Genomic DNA, 24,087 nt, shown 5'->3' with positions numbered 1-24,087 from the left:
CGCCCCTCGGGGCGCTTTTTCTTTTGGTGCGATGCTCGGGGCCGAACGCCCCGGCCGTCACGCGCTGAACGTGATCGGCAGGCCGGCCTGCTGCGTCGCGTATTCGGTGAGCGCCGAGAAAAACTCGGTGCCCGTGCGCGTATCGCGCCATTCGCCGTCCGTGAAACGGTAGTGGAATCCGCCCGCTTTCGCGGCGATCCACACTTCCTTCATCGGCGGCTGCAGGTTGACGATGATCTTCGAGCCGTTCTCGAACGTCAGCGTCAGGACGCTGCCGTTGCGCTCCAGATCGATGTCGTGATCGCCGTCGTTGGCGTCGTCGACAGTACGCTCGACGGCCGCCAGTACGGCCTCGGCACGGGACAGGTATTGGGTATCGGACATGCTAAACTCTATCGGTTCAATTGTTCAGGGACGATCATGCGAGTCGTTTTCCGGATGAGCGCGATTGTAGCGGCTTTGGCGATTCTTGCCGGCTGCGGTCAAAGCGGCGCGCTCTATCTGCCCACCGTGCCTCCGATGCCCAAGCCACTCCAGCAGCAGAATACGCCACCGTCGGACGTGAAACCGACCGATGAAAACGCATCGTCCGACGATACACCCGACACTTCGGGCTCGCCGCTGATGCTGTCGCCCGAGTTGTCGAGCAGCGCATCGGCCGTGCCCGCACCGGCATCGAGCCCGGCCGCGAAGTAACGAACACAACGCCGCTCGCGCGGCAGGCGAAACAAGGCGATGGCTTCACGGTCATCGCCTTTTGTTTTTTCGGGCTGCGCCGTCACGCGCGCACGCGCCGCCATCCCCATGCCGCCAGGCGCCAGCCGAGCAGCGCCGCGACGATCGCCGCGTAAAGCTTCGGCTGCGCGAGATCGTGCTTGCCGGCGCGCATCCACCAGAAATGCAGCACGCCGAACAGCGCGATCGCGTAGATCGCGCGATGCAGCACTGCCCAGTGGCGGCCGAGCCGGCGCACCATCGCGCGCGGCGACGTCGCGGCGAGCGGGATCAGCAGCACGAACGCGGCAAAGCCGACCGTGATGAACGGGCGCTTGCCGACGTCCTTCAGGATCGCGACGACGTCGAACCACTTGTCGAACCACAGGTAGGTCGTGAAGTGCAGCGTCGCGTAAAAGAACGCGAACAGCCCGATCATCCGGCGAAAGCGCAGCAGCGTCGCAAACCCCGTCATGCGCCGAAGCGGCGTGACGGCAAGCGTGATGCAGAGCATCACGAGCGTCCAGAGGCCCGTCGAGCGCGTGATGAATTCGATCGGATTCGCGCCGAGCCGGTCGGTCAACCCGAACAGCACGAGACGCGCGAGCGGATAGAGGCCGGCCGCGAAAACCAGCACCCTCGCCGGCGCGAGCCAGCGCGGCGCGGCGGGACGGATCGCGCCGGCCCGCGCCGCGCGTGCAGCGGGTTCGGCGCCGGCTGCGCGCGCGGGCGTCAGCGTCGAAGGAGGCATGTCGTTTCTCACCGTCGCGCTCAGAAGTTCTTTTTCAGGTCCATGCCCTGATACATCGACGCGACCAGATCGCCGTAGCCGTTGAACATCAGCGTCTTGCGTTTCGGCGTGAAGAAGCCGTCCTCGCCGATGCGCCGCTCGGTCGCCTGGCTCCAGCGCGGGTGATCGACGTTCGGGTTCACGTTCGAATAAAAGCCGTACTCGTTCGACGCGTACGTGTTCCAGCTCGTCTTCGGCTGCTTGTCGACGAAGCGGATCTTCACCAGCGACTTCGCGCTCTTGAAGCCGTATTTCCACGGCACGACGATCCGCACCGGCGCGCCGTTCTGGTTCGGCAGCACCTGCCCGTAGACGCCCATCGTCAGCAGCGTCAGCGGATTCATCGCCTCGTCCATCCGCAGCCCCTCCGAGTACGGCCAGTCGAGCACGGGCGTGGAGAGGCCCGGCATCTGCGACGGATCGGCCAGCGTGACGAACTGCACGTATTTCGCGTTGCCGGTCGGCTGCACGCGCTTGATCAGCTCGGACAGCGGCACGCCGATCCACGGGATCACCATCGACCATCCCTCGACGCAGCGCAGCCGGTACACGCGCTCCTCGAGCGGTGCGAGCTTCAGCAGTTCGTCGAGATCGAACACCTTCGGGTGCAGCACCTCGCCCTCGACGCTCACCCGCCACGGGCGCGGCCGCAGCGTACCGGCGTTCTGCGCCGGGTCGCTCTTGTCGGTACCGAATTCGTAGAAGTTGTTGTAGGACGTGATGTCCTTGAACGGCGTCACCTTGTCGGCCGCGACGAACTTCGGGTTCGTTTTCGCCGCGAGCTTCGCCGCTCGCGCATCAGGCGACGCATACGCGGCAAATGCCGCGCCGCTGCCGCCGAGCAGCCCGCCCGCCGCCGCGAGGCCGGCCGCCTGCAATACGCGCCGCCGGTTCTCGAACACCGCGCGCGGCGTGATCTCGCTGTGTGCGATATCGCCGCCGGTCAGTACGTTCCGCAAAGGGTGTTTGATCCACATCGTGCTGCTCCTCCTGCATGCGCCGCGCGCACGCTTCATGAGCGTTCGACCCGACCCGTCTTGCGCCGTTCGACGCCCGGCTCGCCCGCCCGTTACAAACAAAAACCGCCGGGCACGCAGTGCACCGGCGGTCTTGTAGTCGGACGAGCGGCGGAAATCTTACAGCTTGCCGTAGCTGTGCAGTCCGGACAGGAACATGTTGACGCCGAGGAACGCGAAGGTCGTCACGAGCAGGCCGGTGAGCGCCCACCAGGCGGCAACCGCGCCGCGCAGGCCCTTCATCAACCGCATGTGCAGCCACGCCGCGTAGTTGAGCCACACGATCAGCGCCCAGGTTTCCTTCGGGTCCCAGCTCCAGTAGCCGCCCCATGCTTCGGCCGCCCACAACGCGCCGAGGATCGTCGCGATCGTGAAGAAGGCGAACCCGACGGCGATCGACTTGTACATCACGTCGTCGAGCACTTCGAGCGTCGGCAGGCGATCGGCGAGCACGCCGCGTTCCTTCATCAGGTACGCGACCGACACCATCGCCGACAGCGCAAAGCTGCCGTAGCCGATGAAGTTCGCCGGCACGTGGATCTTCATCCACCAGCTCTGCAGCGCCGGCACGAGCGGCTGGATCTGCTGCGCATCGCGTGCGACCGAGTACCACATCAGGAAACCGACCGCCGCGCTGATGACCAGCAGCACGAACGCGCCGAGCGAGCGTGTGCCGTAGTGGCCTTCGTAATACAGATAAAGCAGCGCAGTGATCAGGCTGAACAGCACGAACACTTCGTAGAGGTTCGATACGGGGATATGCCCGACGTCGGCGCCGATCAGATAGGACTCGTACCAGCGCACCATCAGCCCCGTGAAGCCCATCAGCACGGCGACCCAGGTGAGCTTCTGGCCGATCGCGGCACCAGTTTCCGAGCGCGCGAGCAGGCCGATCCAGTAGAAGATCGTCGCGAGCACGAACAGCGCGCTCATCCACAGGATCGCCGACTGGCTCGACAGGAAGTACTTGAGGAAGAACGCCGAATCGGCGCGCGCGAGATCGCCCTGATAGATCTGGATCGACAGCAGCGAGAACACGGCGATCGACGCCATCATCAGCCGGGCCGGCTTCCAGCGCCAGCCGAGCGTGATGAGCGCCGGCACAGCGCCGATCATCACCGCCTTGTCGTAGTAATCCATGTGCGCGTTGTAGTGCACGAGCGCATAGCCCGCGCCCACCACGAGCGCCAGTGCGAACAGCCAGTCGACCAGCGACAGGCGCGCGAGGAACGGACGATCGTCGAACAGCGGCGCCGAAACCGGAGCCTGGGCCGACGCCCGATGGGAAGAGGAAACTTGCGTGAGATCCATGATGTTACCGGGTGGAATTCTCGGAATCGGAACCGCCGCCGGCAGGCGGGCGGGCCGTCGATGCCGCACCGGCAGGCGCGGCGTCGCGAGGTGCGGCGCGCAAGGCGGCGCCGGCCGCGTCGCGCGTCTGCACGAATTCTTTCTCGAAATCGAAGGTCTTGCGGGCCGTGGACATCGCCATCACCACATCGACGCCGGAACCTGCGTCCTTGAGCCAGAACCAGAGGCGCCGCTCGCGCACGTAGAACATCGAGAAGATGCCGGCGACCAGCAGCAGGCTGCCAAGATACACCAGATTCTTGCCGGGTGCGCGCGTCAACTGAAATACCGAAGCTTGCACCTGCTTGAATGAGTCAAGCTGCAGATAGACGGGAGATCCATACAAAAAGCTGTCGGATAGCGCATTGATCGCGTTCTGCACGAAGCGGATCGTGTCGGTGCCCTGCTGGGCCGCCGGCTCGCCGGCGCGTTCGCGCGCGATCTGCCAGACCTCCCACATCGAGCCCTCGAGCATCCGCAGCAGCAGGCTCGCGGCCTTCTCCTGCTCGGCCTTCGGCACCGAGCGGTCGATGAACGTCGCCACGGCCTGGAAGCCGCCGATCGGCTGGCCGTCGGCGCCGCGGCCGACGCTGTCGTCGCTTGCCGCAAAAAGGGTCAGCACCTTCGATGCGCTGTCCTGCAGGCGGCCGCGCAGCGATGCGTCGGTGCCCGGCAGCGAACGCTGCGCGAATCGCGCGGCGGCTTCGGCGCGCACGGCCGGATCCTCGAGCGCGGCACGCAGGCGCATCCATTCGCCGATCGAATCCTGGCTGTCGGCCGGAATCCGCATGTAGCGGAACGGGTCGTTCGGGCTCGCACGCACGCCGGCGAGGAACACGCGCTCGCCGGCCATGTCGACGGGCAGCATGTAGTTGTTGAATTCACGCGCCTGGCCGTCCTTGCCGCGGATCTTGTACTGCACGGACGGGCCGATGTTGTGGAGCTGCGTCGGCTTCGACGTCTTCGCGCCGGAGCCGAGCCGTTCGTCGAACGCCTCCCTCAGCGAACTCGTCGTCGCGACGCCGCGCACGTCCGGCTTGCCGTTCGCGTCGGCCATGTTCTCGACGTTGATCGCGCGGAAATCGGAGAACTCGATCGTGTCGCCGTCGGCGCCCGGCGCCTGCAGCGGCGCCGAACTGCCGATCGTGCCCTGCACGGGGAAAGTCTTCGCATTGCCGCCCGTCATCGGGTAGGCGGTCATCTGCATCTGCGAGCCGCCGTCCTGGAAGCTCGACTGGTAGATCGACACGCCCTTGTACGTGAACGGCTTGTTGACCTCGACGCGCGCCGGAATCTTCTGGCCGGTCTCGCGATCGATCACGACGATGTCGCTCGCGAACAGCTTCGGCATGCCCGTCGTGTAGTAGTCGACGATGAACTTGTTGAGCTGGATCGAGAACGGCAGGTCCTGGATCAGCGAACCGCTCGGCTGGTTCAGGATCGCGGTCGACACGAACTGGCCTTCGGGCACCCACGCGTAGCCGCGGAACGTCGGGTTCGACGCGGACAGCCGATGATCGGGCGAGATCTCGCTGATCGTCGCGCTCGTGTTGACCGGGCTCTTGCCGAACATCCACATCTGGAATTTGATCGGCAGGTTGCTGTCCAGCAGGCCGCCGATACAGATCACGACGATCGCGAGGTGGGCGGAGATGTAGCCCCACTTGGTCATCGCGCCGCGCTTCGCGGAGATCAGCGTCGCGCCGTCGGTTTCGCGCACGACGTGCTTGTAGCCGGCCTTGGTGACGAACGTGGAAAGCGTGGCGGCAACGGTCGCGCGCGTGCCGGAAGCCGTGTATTCGGCCTTGTGATGGAACGCGCGCAGGCTGCCTTCGCGAACCTTGTCCTTCCAGCTCTTCGCATCGGCGAGCATCTTCGGCGCGTTGCGGATCACGCACAGCGAGATCGACGTGACGAGGAAGATCAGGATCAGCATGAACCACCACGCGCTGTACACGTTGTACAGGCCGAGCGAGCGGAAGATGTCCGCCCAGAACGGCCCGAACTGGTTCACGTAGTTCGGATACGGATCGTCCTGGGTCAGGACCGTGCCGATGATGCTCGCGATCGACAGCACCACCAGCAGTGCGATCGCGAAACGCATCGAGCTCAACAGCTCGACCGCGCGCTTCGACGCACCCTGACCTGACTTCGACTGCAACCCCGACGTGGTAACGCTCATTCAAACTCCGACTAAGGGGAAACAACCCCCACGCTCACTATGTTCGCTGCCCCCAAGGGGGCGGTCAGCACGCTTGGGACGGCCCGGCGAGTGCCGACACAAAAAAGGGCGAGGCGACCGCAACGATGCGGCGCCCCACCCTTTTCTTGTTCTGACTCCGACCGCCCTTCGGGCGCCCGGTCATTCCATTCGCGACTGGCCGCTCAACGCAGGCCCGCGATGTAATCCGCGACGGCCTTGATCTCGTTGTCCGACAGGCGCGTGGCGATCTGATGCATCGCCTCGTTGTTGTTGCGCGCGCCAGCCCCTTGCTGGAACGCGGTCAACTGGGCGACGGTGTAATCCGCCCACTGCCCCGACAGACGCGGGTACTGGACCGGAAGGCCCTGCCCTGTCGGCCCGTGGCAGCTCGCGCAGGCGGGCACGCCCTTCTCCGCGATGCCGCCGCGATAGATCTTCTGGCCGATCGGCACGGTTGCCGCATCGCGTGCGGTACCGAGCTTTATCGTCTGCGACCCGTAGTACGCGGCGACGTTTCGCATGTCGTCCGCGCTCAACGCGCTCGCGAATCCGACCATCACCGCGTTGGTACGCACCGGCCCCTTCGCGCCCGGCTGCGTCTTGAAGTCGTTCAACTGCTTGACCAGATACTCGGGATGCTGGCCGGCAAGCTTCGGGAAACTGCCCGACGCGCTATTGCCGTCGGCGCCGTGACACGACGCACAGACCTGCCCGGCAATCGCCTTGCCGCGGTCGAGATCCGGCTTTGCCGCATCCGCCGCGTTTGCCTCTGCTACGAAACCTACGAACCCTGCTGCAACCTGAAGCACCATCAGAGACTTGCACAGTCGATTCATTCGCACACCCTGTTTCGTCTTGTGGGAATTTGAGGTTCTGCAAAAAACGACGGCGTTCAGTCTACCGCAGAAGCCACATAAAAGTGCGAGGCAGGCGCCCGGTGGCCTTCGGTAAACCGCCGTATTGTACAATATCGTGTTGAAAGCTCCCGCGCCTATCGGGGCTACCCCGCCTCCACCAAGCGGCTCGCGCCGCCCGTCCTTCCGGTTCCCATGGCCTTTCTGCTCCATCAAGCCCGCTTCTACACGACCGTCAACCATCTGCGCGACCTGCCGCCGACGGTTCAGCCGGAAATCGCGTTCGCGGGTCGCTCGAATGCCGGCAAGTCGACGGCGATCAACGTGCTGTGCAACCAGAAGCGGCTGGCCTTCGCATCGAAGACGCCCGGCCGCACGCAGCATATCAACTACTTCTCCGTCGGCCCGGCCGCCGAGCCCGTCGCGAACCTCGTCGACCTGCCCGGCTACGGCTACGCGGAAGTGCCCGGCGCCGCGAAGGCGCACTGGGAAATGCTGCTGTCGTCGTACCTCGCGACCCGCTCGCAGCTTTGCGGCCTGATCCTGATGATGGATTCGCGCCGTCCGCTGACCGACCTCGATCGCCGCATGATCGAATGGTTCGCGCCGACCGGCAAGCCGATCCACACGCTGCTGACGAAGTGCGACAAATTGACGCGGCAGGAAAGCATCAACGCGCTGCGGACCACGCAAAAGGGGCTGGATGCGTACCGCGATCAGGGCGTCCAGGGCAAGCTGACGGTCCAGCTGTTCTCCGCGCTGAAGCGCACGGGGCTCGACGAGGCGCATGAGCTGATCGAGAGCTGGTTGCGACCGTCCGTCGCCGACGAAAAAAGCGAGCCTGTAGCACAATGATCGGGCAACGCGCGGCCGGGATCGGCGGCGCGCTCCTGACGGCGCCTGCGGATTCGGCCGGCTCATAAAAAAACCCGCCGTTTAACGGCGGGTCAAACAGCCTAATCGAAAAACGACAGGCACCCGCTCAGGGAGGAGAAGCGGGGAGCAACACGCGACGCGTGCCGCTCGATCGCTATCATATACCAACGCTCCCGAAAATGACCTAAGGGTTCCGTAAGGTCCTTACTGCCCTGATTTCTGCCCAATCGCCATGAGCTTCCATCCGCTTCATCGTCCGCGCCGGATGCGCCGCGACGACTTCTCCCGCCGCCTGATGCGCGAAAACCGCCTGACCACCGACGACCTGATCTATCCGGTGTTCGTCGTCGAAGGCACCAACGAACGACAGCCGATTCCGTCGATGCCCGGCGTCGAGCGCGTTTCCGTCGATCTGCTGATGCACGTCGCCGAGCAATGCGTCGAACTGGGCGTGCCCGTGCTGTCGCTGTTCCCGGCCATCGAGCCTGCACTGAAAACGCCTGACGGCCGCGAAGCGGCCAATCCGGAAGGCCTGATCCCGCGCGCAGTGCGCGAGCTGAAGAAGCGCTTCCCGGAACTCGGCGTGCTGACCGACGTTGCGCTCGACCCGTACACGAGCCATGGCCAGGACGGCGTGCTCGACGAAAACGGCTACGTGATCAACGACGACACGATCGAGATCCTGATCGACCAGGCGCGTGCGCAAGCCGAAGCCGGCGTCGACATCGTCGCGCCGTCGGACATGATGGACGGCCGCATCGGCGCGATCCGCGAGATGCTGGAAAGCGACGGCCACATCCACACGCGCATCATGGCCTATTCGGCCAAGTTCGCGTCGGCGTTCTACGGCCCGTTCCGCGACGCGGTCGGCTCGGCGTCCAACCTGGGCAAAGGCAACAAGATGACCTACCAGATGGATCCGGCGAATAGCGACGAAGCGCTGCGCGAAGTGCGCCTCGACATCGACGAAGGCGCTGACATGGTGATGGTCAAGCCCGGCATGCCGTATCTCGACATCGTGCGCCGCGTGAAGGACGAGTTCCGCTTCCCGACCTACGTGTACCAGGTGAGCGGTGAATACGCGATGCTGAAGGCCGCCGCGATGAACGGCTGGCTCGACCACGACAAAGTCGTGCTCGAATCGCTGCTCGCATTCAAGCGCGCGGGCGCCGACGGCGTGCTCACGTACTTCGCGCTCGACGCCGCGCGTCTGCTGAAAGCGCAACGCTGATCACGCGCCGGCAGGCGGAAAGAAAAACGGCGGGACACCTCGGTGTTCCGCCGTTTTTTTATGACTGTCGATCGCGACCGCCTACCGGCGCCGGATCGTCAGCTCATGCCACCGAAACGCGTCCGACAGGCGCCGTCATACCGTCGGGACAGCCGCGCGATCGAGGCTGCGCAGGAACGTCTCCGCCGCCTGATAGCCGACCACACGCCCGATCTCGTTGCCGTTGCGATCGAAGAAGATGATGCCCGGCGGCCCGAACAGGTTGAAGCGCTTGAGCAGCGCCTGATCATCCGGATTGTTCGCGGTGACATCCGCACGCACGAGATGGAGTTGCGCGAGCCGCGCCTGCACACGCGCGTCGGTAAATGTCAGGTGCTCCATCTCCTTGCAGCTCACGCACCAGTCGGCGTAGAAGTCGAGCATCACGGGCTGGCCCGACGTCTTCAGCAGCGCGTCGAGCTCACCGCTGGAGCGCACCGATGCGAACGCCGGCCCGTCCTGCCCGGCAGTTGCCGCCGCGCCGCCCGATGCCACCGTGCGCGCCGCGAGTACGGCCAACGGTTTGACGGGGTCGGTCGATCCCGCGGCAAGGCCGACGAGCAGCGTCGCCGCCCAGATCGCGAGCGCGGCGCCCACGCCGCGGCCCAGCCGACGCCAGATCGACACGGCGCCGGCATTCGGCGTGAACAGGCCAAGCGCCGCGGCCGCGATGAGCAGCCACAACGCGGCGAGCACCATCTTCAGGCTGCCTGCCAGCACGGGCCACACGATCCACAGCGCGGCCGCGAGCAACACAATGCCGAAGAACACCTTCACGCCGTCCATCCACGCGCCCGCACGCGGCAGCACCGTCCCGGCGCCAATGCCGACGATCAGCAGCGGCACGCCGAGCCCCAGCCCCATCGCGAACAGCGCCGCACCGCCGAGCAGCGCATTGCCGGTGTGTGCGATGAAAGCGAGCACCGCGAACAGCGGCGCCGTCATGCAGGCGCCGACGACCAGCGCCGACAATGCGCCCATCGCCGCAACCGCCACGAAGTGGCCGCCCTGGCGCGCGCTCGACGCTCCGGCCGCACCGTTCTGCCAGCGCTCGGGCAGCGCGATGTCCTTACCCGAGATCAGCGACACCGCGAACGCTGTGAGCAGCACACCGAACGCGCCGAGCACCCACGGGTTCTGCAGCCACGCGCCGAGGCTCTGTCCGACCAGCGCCGCGGCAATACCGAGGACCGTGTAGACCAGCGCCATGCCAACCACATAGGTCAGCGACAGCGCGAAGCCGCGTGCGTGCGTCGCGCGCGTCCCCTGGCCGATGATGATCGCGGATACGATCGGAATCATCGGGTACGAACAGGGCAGGAGGCTCAGCACGACGCCCGCGACGAAATACAGCGCGATGATCGTGAAGAAGCCGTGCCCTTCGAGCAGCGACTGCGCGAAGTCGGCACTCGTGACCTTGTCGAACCAGCTGCCCGCGGCAGCCGCTTCGCCGGACGACGATACGGCCGCGCCGAGCGCGGCGCCGTCTACCTTCACGACGTGCTCGGCCGGCGGATAGCAGATCCCTTCGTCCGCACACCCCTGCGACGTCACCGTGAGCTCGAACGGCCCCGACGCCTGCTTGACGGGCACATGAACCACGACTTCGTCGCGATAGGTTTCGACTTCCTTCTGGAACGTCTGGTCGAACTTCACGTGGCCGGCCGGGAATTGCGGCTCGCCGAGCGTCGCCTGCCCGCTTTTCACTGCGAATGCGAACCGCTCTCGGTACAGGTAATAACCGTTGGCGACCTTGAAGCGGACGTCCACTTGCCCAGGCGCTTCGCTCGCACTGAACTTGAACGCCACCGACGGATCGAGGAAATCGTCCGCCGCGCGCGCGACCGACAGGCCGCCCAGCAGGAGCACGAACGACAACAGGACTGCAAGGAACCGCAGCGCGCGCACGCGCACCGGAAGCGTCATACCGTTAAACATGAAATAGACGTTGAGTTTCGCTGGTCACCCACTGGCCGTACGCGGCCGATGCCGTCGCCTGCCACGAGACGATTTCGGGCGTCTCGTAAGGATGATGCGCGAGAATAAATCGCTCCAGTTCGAGCGCCCGCATGGGGCTCGTTTTGAACAGCAACTGGATCTCGTCGGCCGTTTCGACCTTGCCCTGCCAGTGATAGCGCGACTTGATCGCGCCGAGCTCCGACACGCATGCCGCAAACCGCGCGTCGAGCGCGCCGTCGGCAAGCACCGCGGCCGTCGCCGCATCGGGCACCGTCGTCAGCATCAGCACCACTATCATCCGCGCCCTCCTGGCTGGTCGACCGGCTCCTGCCGACGCGGATTGCCCGTCCAGGGACCGCGCCGGCTGCCCTGTATCGTAGCGCAGCCCGCGCAACGCTGCCGGTGCCGGCCTGCGACAATCGATCGCAGCCGGATCTCAAAAACAAAAAGGGCCAAGCAATCGCTCGGCCCCTTTCAGATACTGCTGCGTACCGGAAGCTTATTCAGCTTCTTGCACGTTTTCCGTTTCGTCGACTTCCGGACGATCGAGCAGCTCGACCAGTGCCATCGGTGCGTTGTCGCCAACGCGGAAGCCGAACTTCAGCACGCGCAGGTAGCCGCCCGGACGGTTCGCGAAACGCGGACCGAGCACGTCGAACAGCTTCGCCACCGAGTCACGATCGCGCAGGCGGTTGAACGCCAGGCGACGGTTTGCCAGCGACGGCTTCTTGCCGAGCGTGATCAGCGGCTCGACGACTTTACGGAGTTCCTTCGCCTTCGGCAGCGTCGTCTTGATGACTTCGTGCTCGATCAGCGAGTTGGACATGTTACGGAGCATAGCCAGACGGTGGCTGCTCGTGCGGTTCAGTTTCCGCAGACCATGACGATGGCGCATTTCAGTTTCCTTGATTCAAAGTTTTGATCCAGCTCTTCTATCGCACCTCGAAGGGTGCACGGGCCGGTAGCGAAAAAAGCAAGATGCGGATTTTAAAGGAAAATCCGCATCTTTGCCAACTACAGCAACAACCGGGCTTACTTGTCGAGACCAGCCGGCGGCCAGTTCTCGAGCTTCATGCCCAGCGTGAGACCGCGCGAAGCGAGCACTTCCTTGATCTCGTTGAGCGACTTGCGACCGAGGTTCGGCGTCTTCAGCAGCTCGTTTTCCGTGCGCTGGATCAGGTCGCCGATGTAGTAGATGTTCTCGGCCTTCAGGCAGTTCGCCGAACGAACCGTCAGCTCGAGATCGTCCACCGGACGCAGCAGGATCGGATCGATCTGCGGTGCACGCGACGGCGCTTCGGCAGCCGTTTCCGTGCCTTCCAGCGCCGCGAACACGGACAGCTGGTCGACCAGGATGCGGGCCGATTGACGGATCGCTTCTTCCGGCGTGATCACGCCGCTCGTTTCGATGTTCATCACGAGCTTGTCGAGGTCGGTACGCTGCTCGACACGTGCGCTTTCGACTGCGTAGCTCACGCGGCGAACCGGCGAGAACGATGCGTCGAGGACGATGCGGCCGATGATCTTGGCCGTGTCTTCGCCGTAGCGACGGACGTTGCCGGGCACATAGCCACGACCCTTCTCGATCTTGATCTGAACGTCGAGCTTGCCGCCCTTCGACAGGTGTGCGATCACGTGATTCGGGTTGATGACTTCGCAGTCGTGCGCCAGCTCGATATCGCCGGCCGTGACGACGCCTTCACCTTCCTTGCGCAGCGTAACCGTCACTTCGTCGCGGTTATGCAGCTTGAACACCACGCCCTTCAGGTTCAGCAGCAGGTTGACGACGTCTTCCTGCACGCCATCAAGCGTCGAGTACTCGTGCACCACACCGGCGATCGTCACTTCGGTCGGCGCGTAGCCAACCATCGACGACAGAAGCACGCGGCGAAGCGCATTGCCCAAGGTATGGCCGTAACCGCGTTCGAACGGTTCCATGACCACCCTCGCGTGGTTCTCGCCAAGCGATTCCACGGCGATGATCTTGGGTTTCAGCAAACTGGTTTGCATGGGCTTTCCTTTTCAATACCCTCGGCTCGTTACACCGATAAGGCTGACCGGTAACAACCAGAAAATAAACAGCCGAGGCCCCTCCTTGCGCGACGCAATCGGGGTACCTCGGCCGTCAATCGGATTAACGCGAATACAATTCGACGATCAGGCTTTCGTTGATGTCGCCTGCGATGTCAGCGCGTTCCGGCATTTGCTTGAACGTGCCTTCGAACTTCTTCGCATCGACTGCAACCCAGCTCGGCATGCCGCCTTGCTCGGCCAGCGACAGCGCTTCGACGATACGCGCTTGCTTCTTCGCCTTTTCGCGGATCGCGACGATGTCACCCGCCTTCACTTGCTGCGACGGGACGTTCGCGACGACGCCGTTCACGGTGATCGACTTGTGGCTCACCAGCTGACGCGCTTCAGCGCGGGTCGAGCCGAAGCCCATGCGATACACGACGTTGTCGAGACGCGACTCGAGCAGTTGCAGCAGGTTTTCACCCGTGTTGCCCTTGCGGCGGTCGGCTTCGGCGAAATAGCGGCGGAACTGACGCTCCAGCACACCGTAGATACGCTTGACCTTCTGCTTTTCACGCAGCTGCGTACCGTAGTCGGACGTACGTGCGCCCGAGGTACGGCCGTGCTGACCCGGCTTGCTGTCGAGCTTGCACTTGTCGGCGAGCGAGCGGCGCGCGCTCTTCAGGAACAGGTCGGTGCCTTCACGGCGGGACAGCTTGGCTTTGGGGCCGATATAACGTGCCACTTTGCATTCCTTTATCAATCAGTCACGCGGATCGAAATCCGCGCTAGTCCGCTCCCTTTGGGGCGAACGGTGGGCTTAGTCAATCAAAAAAGCAACGCCCGTCGACGCTAGGCGGCGACAGGCAATGCGCTAGCACGAACGTGCCAGCACATCCTTAGATACGACGACGCTTCGGCGGGCGGCAGCCGTTGTGCGGAATCGGGGTGACGCCCGAAATCGCGGTGATCTTGATGCCGAGGCCGTGCAGTGCGCGCACTGCCGACTCACGACCCGGGCCCGGGCCCTTGATCCGCACTTCCAGATTCTTCACGCCGTATTCCATCGCGACGCGGCCAGCCGACTCGGCTGCGACCTGAGCAGCGAACGGCGTCGATTTGCGCGAGCCCTTGAAGCCCTGGCCGCCCGACGTCGCCCATGCCAGCGCGTTGCCTTGGCGATCGGTGATCGTGATGATCGTGTTGTTGAACGACGCGTGGACGTGAACCACACCTTCAGCGACGTTCTTCTTAACCTTCTTGCGAACGCGTTGCGCCGCGGTGTTCGAAGCCTTAGCCATTACGTTTTCCTGTAACTGTCAGTTCCGCTTACTTCTTCAGCGCTTGCGCTGCACGACGCGGACCCTTGCGAGTACGTGCGTTCGTACGCGTACGCTGACCGCGCATCGGCAGGCCCTTGCGATGACGGACGCCACGGTAGCAACCGAGGTCCATCAGGCGCTTGATGTTCATCGTCACTTCACGGCGCAGATCGCCTTCGACGACAAACTTGCCCACTTCTTCACGCAGCTTTTCCAGGTCTGCGTCGGTCAGATCCTTGACCTTCTTCGAAAAATCGACGCCAGCTGCCACGCAGATGCTGCGCGAACGGGTGCGGCCGACACCAAAGATAGCCGTCAGGCCGATCTCGGTGTGCTGGTGATTCGGGATGTTAACCCCTGCGATACGAGCCATTGTTTTTCCTCAAACAAAAAGCGCAAACAAACGCGCGGTCAGCCTTGGCGCTGCTTGTGGCGCGGATCCGAGCTGCAGATCACGCGAACGACGCCTTTGCGCTTGATGATCTTGCAATTGCGGCAAATGCGCTTAACCGATGCCATCACTTTCATGATAATACCCTTTTTTCAAATCACTTCGCCCGGAACACGATCCGCGCACGAGACAGATCGTAAGGCGTCAACTCAACCGTCACCTTGTCGCCCGGCAGGATGCGGATGTAGTGCATCCGCATCTTTCCGGAGATATGCCCCAACACGACATGGCCGTTTTCCAGCTTCACACGGAAGGTCGCATTCGGGAGGTTTTCAATCACCTCTCCCTGCATCTGGATTACATCGTCTTTGGCCATAGTCCTTAACGCATCGGGATGTTGCCGCCCTTGAAGTTCGCCTTCTTGAGCAGTGACTCATACTGTTGCGACATAACGTACGACTGCACCTGCGCCATAAAGTCCATCGTGACGACGACAATGATCAGCAGCGACGTTCCACCAAAATAAAACGGCACGTTCCAGCGCAGCACCAGAAATTCCGGCAGCAGACACACGAAGACGATGTAGATCGCACCGGCCAGCGTCAGACGCGTGAGGATGCGGTCGATATATCGTGCGGTCTGATCGCCCGGACGGATGCCCGGAACAAACGCGCCGCTTTTCTTCAGGTTGTCCGCGGTTTCCCTGCTGTTGAACACCAGCGCGGTGTAAAAGAAGCAGAAAAACACGATTGCCAGCGTGTACAGCAGCACATAGACCGGCTGGCCCGGTTTCAGCGCTTCCGCAACGTTATGCAACGTATTGGAAATCCAGCTTCCCGTCGGCTGACCGGTACTGAACCAGCCGAGAATCGTTGCCGGGAACAGGATGATCGACGATGCAAAGATCGGCGGAATCACGCCCGACATGTTCAGCTTCAGCGGCAGGTGCGACGACTGCCCACCGTAGATCTTGTTGCCAACCTGGCGCTTCGCGTAGTTCACGAGGATCTTGCGCTGACCGCGTTCGATGAACACGACCAGGTAAGTCACCGCGGCAATCAGAACGACGATGATGATCGCCGAAATGATGCTCATCGAACCCGTACGCACCAGCTCGAACAACCCACCGACGGCATTCGGGAACCCTGCTGCGATCCCGCCGAAGATGATGATCGAAATACCGTTGCCCAGACCACGCTCGGTAATCTGCTCGCCGAGCCACATCAGGAACATCGTGCCAGTAACCAGCGTCACGACCGTCGTCAGTCGGAACAGCATGCCGGGGTCGGTGACGAGGCCCGGCTGGTTTTCCAGCGCAGCCGCGATACCGAATGCCTGGAAGGTCGCGAGCACCACGGTGAAATACCGTGTGTACTGCGTGATCTTCCGTTGCCCTGCCTGCCCTTCCTTCTTCAGCGCCTCGAGCTGCGGCGAAACAATCGCCAGCAACTGCATGATGATCGACGCCGAAATGTACGGCATGATCCCCAGCGCAAAGATCGTGAAGCGGGAAAGTGCGCCACCCGAGAACATGTTGAACATGCCTAGGATGCCACCCGCCTGGCTCTGGAACAGCTTAGCCAGTTGATCCGGATCGATGCCCGGCACGGGAATGTGCGCGCCGATGCGATAGACGATCAGCGCCAGGAGCAGGAACATCGCTCGCCGACGCAGATCGCCGAATTTCGCCGTGCTTCGACCGGGTTTTGCAAGACTCGGGCTGTTAGCCAAGTACCTTCTCCGATGAATGCAAGTGACGACGCGCTACGCGTGTCACTCGGCGAACGAACCGCCAGCCGCTTCGATCGCAGCGCGCGCACCCTTGGTGGCACCGAGACCCTTCACGACGATCTTGCGCTTCAGTTCGCCCGTCGCGATGATCTTTGCGCTCTTCGTCAGCTCGCCGACCAGGCCGGCTTGCTTCAGTGCGAGCAGATCGATCTCGTCGACCGGCAGCTTCTCGAGGTCGCCCAGGCGCACTTCACCGACGAATTCCTTCGTCAGCGACGTGAAGCCGCGCTTCGGCAGACGACGTTGCAGCGGCATCTGACCGCCTTCGAAACCGACTTTGTGGAAGCCGCCCGAACGCGATTTCTGACCCTTGTGACCACGGCCAGCCGTCTTGCCGAGGCCCGAACCGATGCCACGGCCGACGCGACGCTTGGCGTGCTTGGCGCCAGCTGCCGGCTTCAGGTTATTCAATTCCATATCAACTCCTTGATCCGTAGGGCCGCTTACGCGATGACCTTAACGAGGTACGAGACCTTGTTGATCATGCCGCGGACCGCCGGCGTGTCCTGAAGCTCGCTGACCGAATTGAGTCGGCGCAGGCCCAGGCCACGCACGGTCGCGCGGTGCGATTCGCGGGTCCCGATCAGGCTCTTAACGAGCTGAACCTTGACAGTTTTTTCAGACATGGTGACCACCCGGGCTTAGCCCAAAATTTCTTCGACGGACTTGCCGCGCTTCGCCGCGATGTCTGCCGGGGTGGACTGCTTACGCAGGCCGTCCAGCGTGGCGCGAACGAGGTTGTACGGGTTCGTCGAACCGTGGCTCTTTGCCACAACGTTCTGAACGCCCATCACGTCGAACACTGCGCGCATCGGGCCGCCGGCGATCACGCCCGTACCTGCCTTCGCCGGAGCGAGGAGGACAGCCGATGCGCCATGCTTGCCGTGCACTTCGTGTTGCAGCGTGCCGTTCTTGAGCGGCACCTTGAACATGTTGCGACGAGCTTGTTCCATTGCCTTCTGGACGGCAACCGGCACTTCCTTCGCCTTGCCCTTGCCCATACCGATGCGGCCATCGCCGTCGCCAACCACGGTCAGTGCGGCGAAGCCGAGAATACGGCCACCCTTCACGACCTTGGTCACGCGGTTGACCGAAATCATCTTTTCACGAAGGCCGTCGTCGCGCTCGTCAGCCTGAACTTTCGCTTGCATCTTTGCCATGACGAATTCCTTCCTTAGAACTTGAGCCCAGCTTCACGAGCTGCCTCAGCCAGCGCCTTGACGCGGCCATGGTAGCGGAAGCCCGAGCGGTCGAAGGCGACGGATTCGATGCCGGCAGCCTTTGCCTTCTCGGCAATACGCTTGCCGATCAGCGTCGCGGCATTAACGTTGCCGCCCTTGCCCGACTTGTCGGCCAGTTCAGCGCGCACTTCTGCTTCGAGCGTCGATGCACTGGCGAGCACCTTGGTGCCGCAGGGCGAGAACACTTGAGCGTAGATGTGCGTGTTCGTGCGATGCACGGCGAGACGCGCGACCTGCAGCTCAGCGATCTTGATACGCGTCTGGCGAGCGCGGCGCAGGCGAGATTGAGTCTTATCCATGATTGCGCACCCTTACTTCTTCTTCGTTTCTTTGAGGATCACAACCTCGTCGGAATAGCGCACGCCCTTGCCCTTGTAGGGCTCCGGCGGACGGTAACCGCGGACTTCCGCAGCTACTTGACCGACTTGTTGCTTGTTGATCCCCTTGATCACGATTTCGGTTTGCGTCGGGGTTTCAGCCTTGACGCCTTCCGGCATCTGGTGCACCACCGGGTGCGAGAAACCCAGCGACAGGTTCAGCTTGTCGCCTTGCGCTTGCGCACGGTAACCGACGCCAACCAGCGTCAGCTTGCGCTCGAAACCCTTGGTCACGCCGTGCACGGCATTCGCGATGATCGCGCGCATCGTGCCCGACAGTGCATTTGCTTCGCGGCTTTCGTCGACCGGTGCCAGATTCAGCGTGCCGTCGTTGTTCGCCACGTTCACGAGCGGATTGATCGCTTGCGTGATGGTGCCCAGCGGGCCCTTGACGGTGATAGCACCGTCGGCCAGCTTGACTTCCGCGCCTTGCAGCGCGATCGGGCTCTTACCTACTCGAGACATGTTTCTCTCTCCTCGGCTTTAAGCGACGTAGCAGATGACTTCGCCGCCGACGCCGGTAGCGCGCGCCTTGCGGTCGGTCATCACGCCCTTCGGCGTCGACACGATTGCCACGCCGAGGCCATTCATGACCTGCGGAATGTCGTTACGACCGCGGTAGACGCGCAGGCCAGGCTTCGACACGCGCTCGAGGCGTTCGATGACCGGACGGCCAGCGTAGTACTTCAGCGCGATGTTCAGTTCTGCCTTCGCGCCTTCAGCCTTCACCGCGAAATCGTCGATATAACCTTCGTCCTTCAGGACTTGCGCGATTGCAACCTTGACCTTCGACGAGGGCATCGCGACCGATACCTTCTCGACCATCTGCGCGTTGCGGATGCGAGTCAGCATATCGGCGATAGGATCACTCATGCTCATTTACGTTTCTCCTATTACCAGCTCGCCTTGGTCAGGCCAGGAATCTCGCCACGGAATGCGATTTCACGAATCTTGTTACGCGCGAGGCCGAATTTACGGAACGTGCCGCGCGGACGGCCCGTGATCGCGCAGCGGTTACGCTGGCGGGTCGGGTTTGCGTTGCGGGGCAGTTGCTGCAGCTCCAGGCGTGCTTCGTAGCGCTCTTCTTCCGACTTGCTTTGGTCTTCGACGATCGCCTTCAGCGCATCGCGCTTTGCTGCGAACTTCGCGACCAGGCGGGCGCGCTTCTTTTCACGTTCGATCAGTGCCAGTTTAGCCACGGTAACCTCAGTTTCTGAACGGGAACTTGAAGCTGGCGAGCAGAGCCTTTGCTTCGTCGTCGGTCTTCGCAGTCGTCGTGATGCTGATGTTCAGCCCACGCAGTGCGTCGATCTTGTCGTAGTCGATTTCGGGGAAAATGATCTGCTCTTTCACACCGATGTTGTAGTTGCCGCGGCCATCGAAGGCACGACCCGACACACCGCGGAAGTCACGCACGCGGGGCAGGGCAACGGTCACGAAACGGTCGAGGAATTCATACATCGCCTGGCCGCGCAGCGTCACCATCGCGCCGATCGGGTAACCCTGGCGGATCTTGAAGCCCGCGATTGCCTTGCGTGCCTTCGTCACGACCGGCTTCTGACCAGCGATCTTCGTGAGGTCGCCAACGGCGTTCTCGATGATCTTCTTGTCAGCGATCGCTTCGCCAAGACCCATGTTCAGCGTGATCTTGGTGATGCGCGGCACTTCCATGACCGACTTGTAACCGAACTTCTCGATCAGGCCGGGCACAACCTTTTCTTTGTAAAACTCTTGAAAACGAGCCATTTTTTACTCCGCTGCGTCAGGCGCTCAGTACGGCACCGGTCGTCTTCAGGAAGCGAACCTTCTTGCCTTCCTCGACCTTGATGCCAACACGCGACGCCTTGCCATTCGCGTCGACCAGTGCGACGTTCGAAATATGCAGGGGCATCGTCTTCGCTTCCACGCCGCCCGTCGTACCCTTCATCGGGTTCGGCTTCACATGCTTCTTGACGAGGTTGATACCTTCAACCGTCACATGTTCAGCACCGACAGCCAGCACGACGCCGCGCTTGCCCTTGTCTTTGCCGGTGACGACGATCACTTCGTCACCCTTGCGAATCTTGTTCATCGCGACTCCTTACAGCACTTCCGGCGCCAGCGAAACGATCTTCATGAATCGTTCGCTACGCAGCTCACGCGTGACCGGCCCGAAGATACGGGTGCCGATCGGCTCGAGCTTGTTATTCAAAAGCACAGCGGCGTTGCCGTCGAACTTGATCAGCGAGCCGTCTTGACGACGCACGCCCTTGGCGGTGCGGACCACCACGGCGTTGTAAATTTCGCCTTTCTTCACGCGCCCGCGCGGCGTTGCCTCTTTGACGCTCACCTTGATGATGTCGCCAATGCCGGCATAACGACGCTTCGAGCCGCCGAGCACCTTGATGCACAGGACTTCACGTGCACCCGTGTTGTCGGCTACTTCGAGCCGAGATTCGGTCTGGATCATGGTTTGTCTTTCCCAACTTAATCCGGATGCACCACCATGATGCATTCGGTCAGTCTTGGTCCCGTCAGCCAATCGGCTGCTTGGGTTGGAACAGCAGCGACGGCAAACGAAACCCGCCATCGCAATTCGGTGAATCTTTCGGACAGGCAGGCGCCAGTCCGCTTCCCCCACCAACTTCGCCCGCGACGGGGCTCCCATAAAGAGGGAAGACCAGGATTATAACAAATAATCCTGGTCACGCAAGCAAAAACTTTGCGATTTCAAGCACTTCGTGGAGAAGTGCCTGTTACTGCCTACCGCACGGACCCGCTTAGATCACGCGAGCCGCTTCGACGAGGCGCGACACCGTCCAGGCCTTCGTCTTCGAAACAGGACGAGTTTCCTGGATTTCGACGAGATCGCCTTCGTTGTAGGTGTTCGCTTCATCATGCGCGTGGTACTTCTTCGAGCGCACGACATACTTGCCGTAGATCGGATGCTTGACGCGGTGCTCGATCAGCACGGTGACGGTCTTGTCCATCTTGTTGCTGACGACCCGACCGACCAGCGTCCGCTTCAGCGAGGTTTTCACGCTATCGTTCATTTCTGGTTCGCCTTCTGAGTCATGACGGTCCGCACACGTGCGATGTCGCGACGAACCTTCTTCAGCTGGCTCGTGTTCGTGAGCTGCTGGGTCGCGAGTTGCATGCGCAGGCCGAATTGCGCCTTCAGCAGGTCCGCCAGCTCCTTGTTGAGCGCGGCCTGGTCTTTCTGGAGAAGTTCGGAAGCCTTCATGTTTTCTCCTTAGGCGCCGAGCTGGCGCACGATGAATGCCGTCTTCAGCGGCAGCTTGGCTGCAGCCAGACGGAACGCTTCGCGTGCCAGTTCTTCGGTTACGCCGTCCATTTCGTACAGCATCTTGCCCGGTTGGATCTCAGCGACGTAGTACTCCGGGTTACCCTTACCGTTACCCATACGCACTTCCGCCGGCTTTTGCGAGATCGGCTTGTCCGGGAAGATACGGATCCAGATGCGGCCGCCACGCTTGATGTGACGCGTCATTGCACGACGCGCCGCTTCAATTTGACGCGCGGTCAAACGGCCGCGACCGATCGCCTTCAGGCCGAAGTCACCGAACGACACTGCGTTGCCGCGCGTCGCCTTGCCGGTGTTACGACCCTTCTGCTCTTTGCGATACTTCCTGCGTTTCGGTTGCAGCATCGTTATTCTCCAGTCTTGCCGTCTTCCGGCTTGCCGGCGCCACGGCGCGGTGCGCCACGACGAGCACCCGGAGCGCCGCCTTCGCCGTCACGGCGCGGACGACGATCGCCCGGACGCGCATTGCGACGCGGACGCTTGTCTTCGGCTACTTCTTCCACCACCGGCGCGTCGTTGCGGCCGAGCGTGTCGCCCTTGTACACCCACACCTTGACGCCGATGATCCCGTAGGTCGTCTTCGCTTCCGAAGTCGCGTAGTCGATGTCGGCACGCAGCGTGTGAAGCGGAACGCGACCTTCGCGATACCACTCCGTACGTGCGATTTCGATACCGTTCAGACGGCCTGCGCTCATGATCTTGATGCCTTGGGCACCCAGACGCATCGCGTTCTGCATCGCACGCTTCATCGCGCGACGGAACATGATCCGGCGCTCGAGCTGTTGCGTGATCGAGTCAGCGATCAGCTGCGCATCGGTTTCCGGCTTGCGGATCTCTTCGATGTTGACGTGGACCGGAACGCCCATGCGGCGTTGCAGTTCCGTCTTCAGCTGTTCGATATCCTCGCCCTTCTTGCCGATGACCACACCCGGACGCGAGCTGTAAATCGTGATGCGCGCGTTCTTCGCCGGACGCTCGATGACAACCCGACCGACCGAAGCGTTCTTCAGCTTCTTCTTCAGGTACTCACGAACACCGATGTCTTCCTGAAGCATCGCCGCGAAATTGTTGTTGTTCGCGTACCAGCGCGAAGCCCAATTGCGGCTGACAGCCAGGCGGAAGCCAGTCGGATGAATTTTCTGTCCCATCGTATGGCTCCTTAATTCCCGACCGTCACAGTGATGTGACAGGATTGCTTCTCGATGCGGTTACCGCGGCCCTTGGCGCGCGCGGTGAAACGCTTGAGCGATGCAGCCTTATCGACGTAGATGCTCTTGATCTTGAGCTCGTCGATATCGGCGCCTTCGTTGTGCTCCGCATTCGCGATTGCCGACAGCACAACCTTCTTCACGATGCCAGCCGCCTTCTTCGGCGAGAACGTCAGAACGTTCAGCGCCTTGTCGACCGGCAAACCGCGGATCTGGTCAGCCACAAGGCGCGTTTTTTGCGCCGAGATGCGGGCACCGCGATGAATTGCTTTCACTTCCATCTTGATTGCCCCTTATTTCTTGGCCTTCTTGTCGGCTGCGTGACCCTTGAACGTACGGGTCAGTGCGAACTCGCCAAGCTTGTGGCCGACCATGTTTTCCGAGATGTACACCGGAACGTGTTGACGGCCGTTGTGAACAGCGATCGTCAGGCCGATGAAATCCGGCAGAATCGTCGAGCGACGCGACCAGGTCTTGATCGGCTTTTTGTCGCGCGAAGCTGCAGCCGCCTCAACTTTCTTCAGCAAATGGGCGTCGCAGAACGGACCTTTTTTAACAGAACGTGCCATTGCCTACTCCTTAACGCTTGTGACGGCGCTGGACGATCATCGTCGTCGTGCGCTTGTTGCTGCGGGTGCGGTAACCCTTAGCCGGCGTACCCCACGGGCTCACCGGGTCACGACCTGCAGCCGTCTTGCCCTCACCACCACCGTGCGGGTGATCAACCGGGTTCATCGCAACGCCACGCACCGTCGGGCGGATACCGCGCCAGCGGTTCGCGCCAGCCTTGCCGATTTGGCGCAGGCTATGCTCTTCGTTGCCGACTTCACCGATCGTTGCACGGCACTCGATGTGCACGCGGCGGATTTCGCCCGAACGCAGACGAACCTGCGCGTAGACGCCTTCGCGCGCCAGCAGCATTGCCGACGTGCCAGCCGAACGCGCCATTTGCGCGCCCTTGCCCGGCAGCATCTCGATGCAGTGGATCGTCGTACCGACCGGAATGTTGCGGATCGGCAGCGTGTTGCCTGCGCGGATCGGCGCTTCCGAACCCGACATCAGCTGTTGGCCGACGGTCAGGCCCTTCGGGGCGATGATGTAGCGACGTTCGCCGTCTGCGTAGAGCACCAGCGCGATGTTCGCGCTGCGGTTCGGGTCGTACTCGAGACGCTCGACCTTTGCCGGGATGCCATCCTTCGTGCGACGGAAGTCGACGATACGATAGTGCTGCTTGTGACCACCACCCTTGTGACGCGTGGTGATACGACCGTTGTTGTTACGGCCGGCGGTCGAGCTCTGCGAGTCGAGCAGTGCCGCGAACGGCTTGCCCTGGTGCAGGTTCTTGTTGACCACCTTGACCATCGCGCGGCGACCCGGCGATGTCGGCTTAACTTTAACGATTGCCATG

The 24,087-nt window shown here is 62.4% G+C and carries 36 protein-coding genes; 3 read left to right on the top strand and 33 right to left on the bottom strand.

From position 1 onward, the window contains the following. Positions 1-57: 57 nt before the first annotated feature. Positions 58-384 (bottom strand): iron donor protein CyaY, encoded by a 327-nt coding sequence (cyaY, locus tag BBJ41_RS11655; RefSeq protein WP_069746528.1) that lies wholly within the window; start codon positions 382-384, stop codon positions 58-60. A 36-nt stretch (positions 385-420) separates the two neighbouring features. Here cyaY and lptM point away from each other — a divergent pair, with 36 nt between their 5' ends. Beyond that, a complete protein-coding gene (gene lptM, locus BBJ41_RS38920; protein WP_083281854.1) occupies positions 421-696 on the top strand; it encodes an LPS translocon maturation chaperone LptM in 276 nt (91 codons plus the stop codon). Positions 697-778: 82 nt separating this feature from the next. Here the strand turns inward: lptM and msrQ are convergent, their stop codons facing one another. The 5 genes from msrQ to BBJ41_RS11625 form a co-directional block, all read right to left on the bottom strand. Continuing rightward, on the bottom strand, positions 779-1,465 hold the full coding sequence (gene msrQ, locus BBJ41_RS11645; RefSeq protein ID WP_069746526.1) for a protein-methionine-sulfoxide reductase heme-binding subunit MsrQ: 687 nt from the start codon (positions 1,463-1,465) through the stop codon (positions 779-781). A gap of 20 nt (positions 1,466-1,485) precedes the next feature. After that, positions 1,486-2,481 (bottom strand): protein-methionine-sulfoxide reductase catalytic subunit MsrP, encoded by a 996-nt coding sequence (gene msrP, locus BBJ41_RS11640; protein WP_069747668.1) that lies wholly within the window; start codon positions 2,479-2,481, stop codon positions 1,486-1,488. A gap of 159 nt (positions 2,482-2,640) precedes the next feature. Continuing rightward, entirely contained in the window at positions 2,641-3,831 is a 1,191-nt protein-coding gene (gene ccsB, locus BBJ41_RS11635; protein WP_069746525.1) for a c-type cytochrome biogenesis protein CcsB, read from the bottom strand. Positions 3,832-3,835: 4 nt separating this feature from the next. Further along, a complete protein-coding gene (locus BBJ41_RS11630) occupies positions 3,836-6,052 on the bottom strand; it encodes a cytochrome c biogenesis protein ResB (RefSeq protein ID WP_069746524.1) in 2,217 nt (738 codons plus the stop codon). Between the two features lie 203 nt (positions 6,053-6,255). Beyond that, positions 6,256-6,909, bottom strand: a complete 654-nt coding sequence (locus BBJ41_RS11625) for a c-type cytochrome (RefSeq protein ID WP_069746523.1) — start codon at positions 6,907-6,909, stop codon at positions 6,256-6,258. Positions 6,910-7,122: 213 nt separating this feature from the next. Between BBJ41_RS11625 and yihA the strand changes: the two genes are divergently transcribed. Together yihA and hemB are read left to right on the top strand one after the other, a co-directional pair. Beyond that, on the top strand, positions 7,123-7,782 hold the full coding sequence (gene yihA / locus BBJ41_RS11620) for a ribosome biogenesis GTP-binding protein YihA/YsxC (protein WP_069746522.1): 660 nt from the start codon (positions 7,123-7,125) through the stop codon (positions 7,780-7,782). A gap of 253 nt (positions 7,783-8,035) precedes the next feature. Then, on the top strand, positions 8,036-9,034 hold the full coding sequence (hemB, locus tag BBJ41_RS11615; RefSeq protein ID WP_069746521.1) for a porphobilinogen synthase: 999 nt from the start codon (positions 8,036-8,038) through the stop codon (positions 9,032-9,034). A gap of 135 nt (positions 9,035-9,169) precedes the next feature. Here the strand turns inward: hemB and dsbD are convergent, their stop codons facing one another. The 27 genes from dsbD to rplB form a co-directional block, all read right to left on the bottom strand. After that, complete coding sequence (gene dsbD, locus BBJ41_RS11610; protein ID WP_069746520.1) at positions 9,170-11,011, bottom strand: protein-disulfide reductase DsbD; 1,842 nt, start codon at positions 11,009-11,011, stop codon at positions 9,170-9,172. Then, positions 11,004-11,330, bottom strand: a complete 327-nt coding sequence (cutA, locus tag BBJ41_RS11605) for a divalent-cation tolerance protein CutA (protein ID WP_069746519.1) — start codon at positions 11,328-11,330, stop codon at positions 11,004-11,006. The genes dsbD and cutA overlap by 8 nt, the downstream gene beginning before the upstream one ends. A gap of 201 nt (positions 11,331-11,531) precedes the next feature. Then, positions 11,532-11,927, bottom strand: coding sequence for a 50S ribosomal protein L17 (rplQ, locus tag BBJ41_RS11600; protein WP_006477175.1), 396 nt, complete (start codon positions 11,925-11,927; stop codon positions 11,532-11,534). A 137-nt stretch (positions 11,928-12,064) separates the two neighbouring features. Next, positions 12,065-13,042, bottom strand: a complete 978-nt coding sequence (locus tag BBJ41_RS11595; RefSeq protein WP_006477176.1) for a DNA-directed RNA polymerase subunit alpha — start codon at positions 13,040-13,042, stop codon at positions 12,065-12,067. A gap of 124 nt (positions 13,043-13,166) precedes the next feature. Then, positions 13,167-13,790: a 30S ribosomal protein S4 gene (rpsD, locus tag BBJ41_RS11590; RefSeq protein ID WP_006752934.1), complete on the bottom strand. Its 624-nt coding sequence runs from the start codon at positions 13,788-13,790 to the stop codon at positions 13,167-13,169. Positions 13,791-13,944: 154 nt separating this feature from the next. Then, positions 13,945-14,346 carry a 30S ribosomal protein S11 gene (gene rpsK / locus BBJ41_RS11585; RefSeq protein WP_069746518.1) on the bottom strand — a complete coding sequence of 134 codons (402 nt, stop codon included), beginning with the start codon at positions 14,344-14,346 and terminating at the stop codon, positions 13,945-13,947. Between the two features lie 28 nt (positions 14,347-14,374). Beyond that, positions 14,375-14,740 (bottom strand): 30S ribosomal protein S13, encoded by a 366-nt coding sequence (rpsM, locus tag BBJ41_RS11580; RefSeq protein WP_006477178.1) that lies wholly within the window; start codon positions 14,738-14,740, stop codon positions 14,375-14,377. Positions 14,741-14,778: 38 nt separating this feature from the next. Further along, complete coding sequence (rpmJ, locus tag BBJ41_RS11575) at positions 14,779-14,895, bottom strand: 50S ribosomal protein L36 (RefSeq protein WP_004199844.1); 117 nt, start codon at positions 14,893-14,895, stop codon at positions 14,779-14,781. A gap of 20 nt (positions 14,896-14,915) precedes the next feature. Beyond that, positions 14,916-15,134, bottom strand: a complete 219-nt coding sequence (gene infA, locus BBJ41_RS11570) for a translation initiation factor IF-1 (RefSeq protein WP_004521905.1) — start codon at positions 15,132-15,134, stop codon at positions 14,916-14,918. 5 nt (positions 15,135-15,139) lie between these two features. Beyond that, positions 15,140-16,489 carry a preprotein translocase subunit SecY gene (gene secY, locus BBJ41_RS11565; protein WP_006482915.1) on the bottom strand — a complete coding sequence of 450 codons (1,350 nt, stop codon included), beginning with the start codon at positions 16,487-16,489 and terminating at the stop codon, positions 15,140-15,142. A gap of 42 nt (positions 16,490-16,531) precedes the next feature. After that, the gene (gene rplO / locus BBJ41_RS11560; RefSeq protein WP_006482880.1) at positions 16,532-16,966 is read right to left on the bottom strand and encodes a 50S ribosomal protein L15; all 435 of its coding nucleotides are present in this window, start codon (positions 16,964-16,966) and stop codon (positions 16,532-16,534) included. Positions 16,967-16,992: 26 nt separating this feature from the next. Beyond that, a complete protein-coding gene (rpmD, locus tag BBJ41_RS11555; RefSeq protein WP_006400644.1) occupies positions 16,993-17,175 on the bottom strand; it encodes a 50S ribosomal protein L30 in 183 nt (60 codons plus the stop codon). Between the two features lie 15 nt (positions 17,176-17,190). Next, positions 17,191-17,709, bottom strand: coding sequence for a 30S ribosomal protein S5 (gene rpsE / locus BBJ41_RS11550; protein ID WP_006482895.1), 519 nt, complete (start codon positions 17,707-17,709; stop codon positions 17,191-17,193). Positions 17,710-17,723: 14 nt separating this feature from the next. After that, positions 17,724-18,089 (bottom strand): 50S ribosomal protein L18, encoded by a 366-nt coding sequence (gene rplR / locus BBJ41_RS11545; RefSeq protein ID WP_006477183.1) that lies wholly within the window; start codon positions 18,087-18,089, stop codon positions 17,724-17,726. A gap of 12 nt (positions 18,090-18,101) precedes the next feature. After that, complete coding sequence (gene rplF / locus BBJ41_RS11540; RefSeq protein ID WP_011350678.1) at positions 18,102-18,632, bottom strand: 50S ribosomal protein L6; 531 nt, start codon at positions 18,630-18,632, stop codon at positions 18,102-18,104. An 18-nt stretch (positions 18,633-18,650) separates the two neighbouring features. Beyond that, positions 18,651-19,046, bottom strand: a complete 396-nt coding sequence (rpsH, locus tag BBJ41_RS11535; protein WP_034183605.1) for a 30S ribosomal protein S8 — start codon at positions 19,044-19,046, stop codon at positions 18,651-18,653. A gap of 14 nt (positions 19,047-19,060) precedes the next feature. Further along, entirely contained in the window at positions 19,061-19,366 is a 306-nt protein-coding gene (rpsN, locus tag BBJ41_RS11530) for a 30S ribosomal protein S14 (protein WP_011350676.1), read from the bottom strand. A 7-nt stretch (positions 19,367-19,373) separates the two neighbouring features. Beyond that, the gene (gene rplE, locus BBJ41_RS11525) at positions 19,374-19,913 is read right to left on the bottom strand and encodes a 50S ribosomal protein L5 (RefSeq protein WP_006477186.1); all 540 of its coding nucleotides are present in this window, start codon (positions 19,911-19,913) and stop codon (positions 19,374-19,376) included. A gap of 16 nt (positions 19,914-19,929) precedes the next feature. After that, the gene (gene rplX / locus BBJ41_RS11520; protein WP_006477187.1) at positions 19,930-20,238 is read right to left on the bottom strand and encodes a 50S ribosomal protein L24; all 309 of its coding nucleotides are present in this window, start codon (positions 20,236-20,238) and stop codon (positions 19,930-19,932) included. Positions 20,239-20,247: 9 nt separating this feature from the next. Continuing rightward, positions 20,248-20,616 (bottom strand): 50S ribosomal protein L14, encoded by a 369-nt coding sequence (gene rplN, locus BBJ41_RS11515; protein ID WP_006482918.1) that lies wholly within the window; start codon positions 20,614-20,616, stop codon positions 20,248-20,250. Positions 20,617-20,926: 310 nt separating this feature from the next. Then, a complete protein-coding gene (gene rpsQ / locus BBJ41_RS11510; protein ID WP_006477189.1) occupies positions 20,927-21,199 on the bottom strand; it encodes a 30S ribosomal protein S17 in 273 nt (90 codons plus the stop codon). After that, positions 21,196-21,390: a 50S ribosomal protein L29 gene (rpmC, locus tag BBJ41_RS11505; RefSeq protein ID WP_006400652.1), complete on the bottom strand. Its 195-nt coding sequence runs from the start codon at positions 21,388-21,390 to the stop codon at positions 21,196-21,198. Before rpmC ends, rpsQ begins: the two co-directional genes overlap by 4 nt. Before the next feature lie 9 nt (positions 21,391-21,399). Continuing rightward, the gene (gene rplP / locus BBJ41_RS11500) at positions 21,400-21,816 is read right to left on the bottom strand and encodes a 50S ribosomal protein L16 (RefSeq protein WP_006752927.1); all 417 of its coding nucleotides are present in this window, start codon (positions 21,814-21,816) and stop codon (positions 21,400-21,402) included. 2 nt (positions 21,817-21,818) lie between these two features. Beyond that, positions 21,819-22,619: a 30S ribosomal protein S3 gene (rpsC, locus tag BBJ41_RS11495; protein WP_006482899.1), complete on the bottom strand. Its 801-nt coding sequence runs from the start codon at positions 22,617-22,619 to the stop codon at positions 21,819-21,821. Positions 22,620-22,630: 11 nt separating this feature from the next. Beyond that, positions 22,631-22,960, bottom strand: a complete 330-nt coding sequence (gene rplV, locus BBJ41_RS11490; RefSeq protein WP_004199272.1) for a 50S ribosomal protein L22 — start codon at positions 22,958-22,960, stop codon at positions 22,631-22,633. A 12-nt stretch (positions 22,961-22,972) separates the two neighbouring features. Continuing rightward, positions 22,973-23,248, bottom strand: coding sequence for a 30S ribosomal protein S19 (gene rpsS, locus BBJ41_RS11485; protein ID WP_004199273.1), 276 nt, complete (start codon positions 23,246-23,248; stop codon positions 22,973-22,975). Positions 23,249-23,258: 10 nt separating this feature from the next. After that, on the bottom strand, positions 23,259-24,086 hold the full coding sequence (rplB, locus tag BBJ41_RS11480; protein ID WP_006482900.1) for a 50S ribosomal protein L2: 828 nt from the start codon (positions 24,084-24,086) through the stop codon (positions 23,259-23,261). Between the last annotated feature and the right edge of the window lies 1 nt (position 24,087).

Source organism: Burkholderia stabilis, assembly GCF_001742165.1.
GTDB classification, from domain to species: Bacteria; Pseudomonadota; Gammaproteobacteria; order Burkholderiales; family Burkholderiaceae; genus Burkholderia; species Burkholderia stabilis.
Note: the sequence above shows the minus strand (reverse complement) of the source record. Positions and strands in the feature narration are given on the sequence as shown.

Coding starts and splice junctions, on each gene's coding strand:
- rpsH (WP_034183605.1), bottom strand. CDS start 19,046: ATGAGCATGAGTGATCCTATCGCCGATATGCTGACTCGCATCCGCAAC.
- rplO (WP_006482880.1), bottom strand. CDS start 16,966: ATGGAATTGAATAACCTGAAGCCGGCAGCTGGCGCCAAGCACGCCAAG.
- BBJ41_RS11595 (WP_006477176.1), bottom strand. CDS start 13,042: ATGCAAACCAGTTTGCTGAAACCCAAGATCATCGCCGTGGAATCGCTT.
- msrQ (WP_069746526.1), bottom strand. CDS start 1,465: ATGCCTCCTTCGACGCTGACGCCCGCGCGCGCAGCCGGCGCCGAACCC.
- BBJ41_RS11625 (WP_069746523.1), bottom strand. CDS start 6,909: ATGAATCGACTGTGCAAGTCTCTGATGGTGCTTCAGGTTGCAGCAGGG.
- rpmD (WP_006400644.1), bottom strand. CDS start 17,175: ATGTCTGAAAAAACTGTCAAGGTTCAGCTCGTTAAGAGCCTGATCGGG.
- BBJ41_RS11630 (WP_069746524.1), bottom strand. CDS start 6,052: ATGAGCGTTACCACGTCGGGGTTGCAGTCGAAGTCAGGTCAGGGTGCG.
- rplR (WP_006477183.1), bottom strand. CDS start 18,089: ATGGATAAGACTCAATCTCGCCTGCGCCGCGCTCGCCAGACGCGTATC.
- hemB (WP_069746521.1), top strand. CDS start 8,036: ATGAGCTTCCATCCGCTTCATCGTCCGCGCCGGATGCGCCGCGACGAC.
- rplB (WP_006482900.1), bottom strand. CDS start 24,086: ATGGCAATCGTTAAAGTTAAGCCGACATCGCCGGGTCGCCGCGCGATG.
- cyaY (WP_069746528.1), bottom strand. CDS start 384: ATGTCCGATACCCAATACCTGTCCCGTGCCGAGGCCGTACTGGCGGCC.
- rpsK (WP_069746518.1), bottom strand. CDS start 14,346: ATGGCTAAGGCTTCGAACACCGCGGCGCAACGCGTTCGCAAGAAGGTT.
- rpmC (WP_006400652.1), bottom strand. CDS start 21,390: ATGAAGGCTTCCGAACTTCTCCAGAAAGACCAGGCCGCGCTCAACAAG.
- infA (WP_004521905.1), bottom strand. CDS start 15,134: ATGGCCAAAGACGATGTAATCCAGATGCAGGGAGAGGTGATTGAAAAC.
- rplE (WP_006477186.1), bottom strand. CDS start 19,913: ATGGCTCGTTTTCAAGAGTTTTACAAAGAAAAGGTTGTGCCCGGCCTG.
- msrP (WP_069747668.1), bottom strand. CDS start 2,481: ATGTGGATCAAACACCCTTTGCGGAACGTACTGACCGGCGGCGATATC.
- yihA (WP_069746522.1), top strand. CDS start 7,123: ATGGCCTTTCTGCTCCATCAAGCCCGCTTCTACACGACCGTCAACCAT.
- lptM (WP_083281854.1), top strand. CDS start 421: ATGCGAGTCGTTTTCCGGATGAGCGCGATTGTAGCGGCTTTGGCGATT.
- rpsE (WP_006482895.1), bottom strand. CDS start 17,709: ATGGCAAAGATGCAAGCGAAAGTTCAGGCTGACGAGCGCGACGACGGC.
- rplV (WP_004199272.1), bottom strand. CDS start 22,960: ATGGAAGTGAAAGCAATTCATCGCGGTGCCCGCATCTCGGCGCAAAAA.
- rpsC (WP_006482899.1), bottom strand. CDS start 22,619: ATGGGACAGAAAATTCATCCGACTGGCTTCCGCCTGGCTGTCAGCCGC.
- rplX (WP_006477187.1), bottom strand. CDS start 20,238: ATGAACAAGATTCGCAAGGGTGACGAAGTGATCGTCGTCACCGGCAAA.
- rpsQ (WP_006477189.1), bottom strand. CDS start 21,199: ATGAACGATAGCGTGAAAACCTCGCTGAAGCGGACGCTGGTCGGTCGG.
- rpsS (WP_004199273.1), bottom strand. CDS start 23,248: ATGGCACGTTCTGTTAAAAAAGGTCCGTTCTGCGACGCCCATTTGCTG.
- dsbD (WP_069746520.1), bottom strand. CDS start 11,011: ATGTTTAACGGTATGACGCTTCCGGTGCGCGTGCGCGCGCTGCGGTTC.
- ccsB (WP_069746525.1), bottom strand. CDS start 3,831: ATGGATCTCACGCAAGTTTCCTCTTCCCATCGGGCGTCGGCCCAGGCT.
- rpsM (WP_006477178.1), bottom strand. CDS start 14,740: ATGGCTCGTATCGCAGGGGTTAACATCCCGAATCACCAGCACACCGAG.
- rplQ (WP_006477175.1), bottom strand. CDS start 11,927: ATGCGCCATCGTCATGGTCTGCGGAAACTGAACCGCACGAGCAGCCAC.
- rpmJ (WP_004199844.1), bottom strand. CDS start 14,895: ATGAAAGTGATGGCATCGGTTAAGCGCATTTGCCGCAATTGCAAGATC.
- cutA (WP_069746519.1), bottom strand. CDS start 11,330: ATGATAGTGGTGCTGATGCTGACGACGGTGCCCGATGCGGCGACGGCC.
- rplF (WP_011350678.1), bottom strand. CDS start 18,632: ATGTCTCGAGTAGGTAAGAGCCCGATCGCGCTGCAAGGCGCGGAAGTC.
- rplN (WP_006482918.1), bottom strand. CDS start 20,616: ATGATCCAGACCGAATCTCGGCTCGAAGTAGCCGACAACACGGGTGCA.
- rplP (WP_006752927.1), bottom strand. CDS start 21,816: ATGCTGCAACCGAAACGCAGGAAGTATCGCAAAGAGCAGAAGGGTCGT.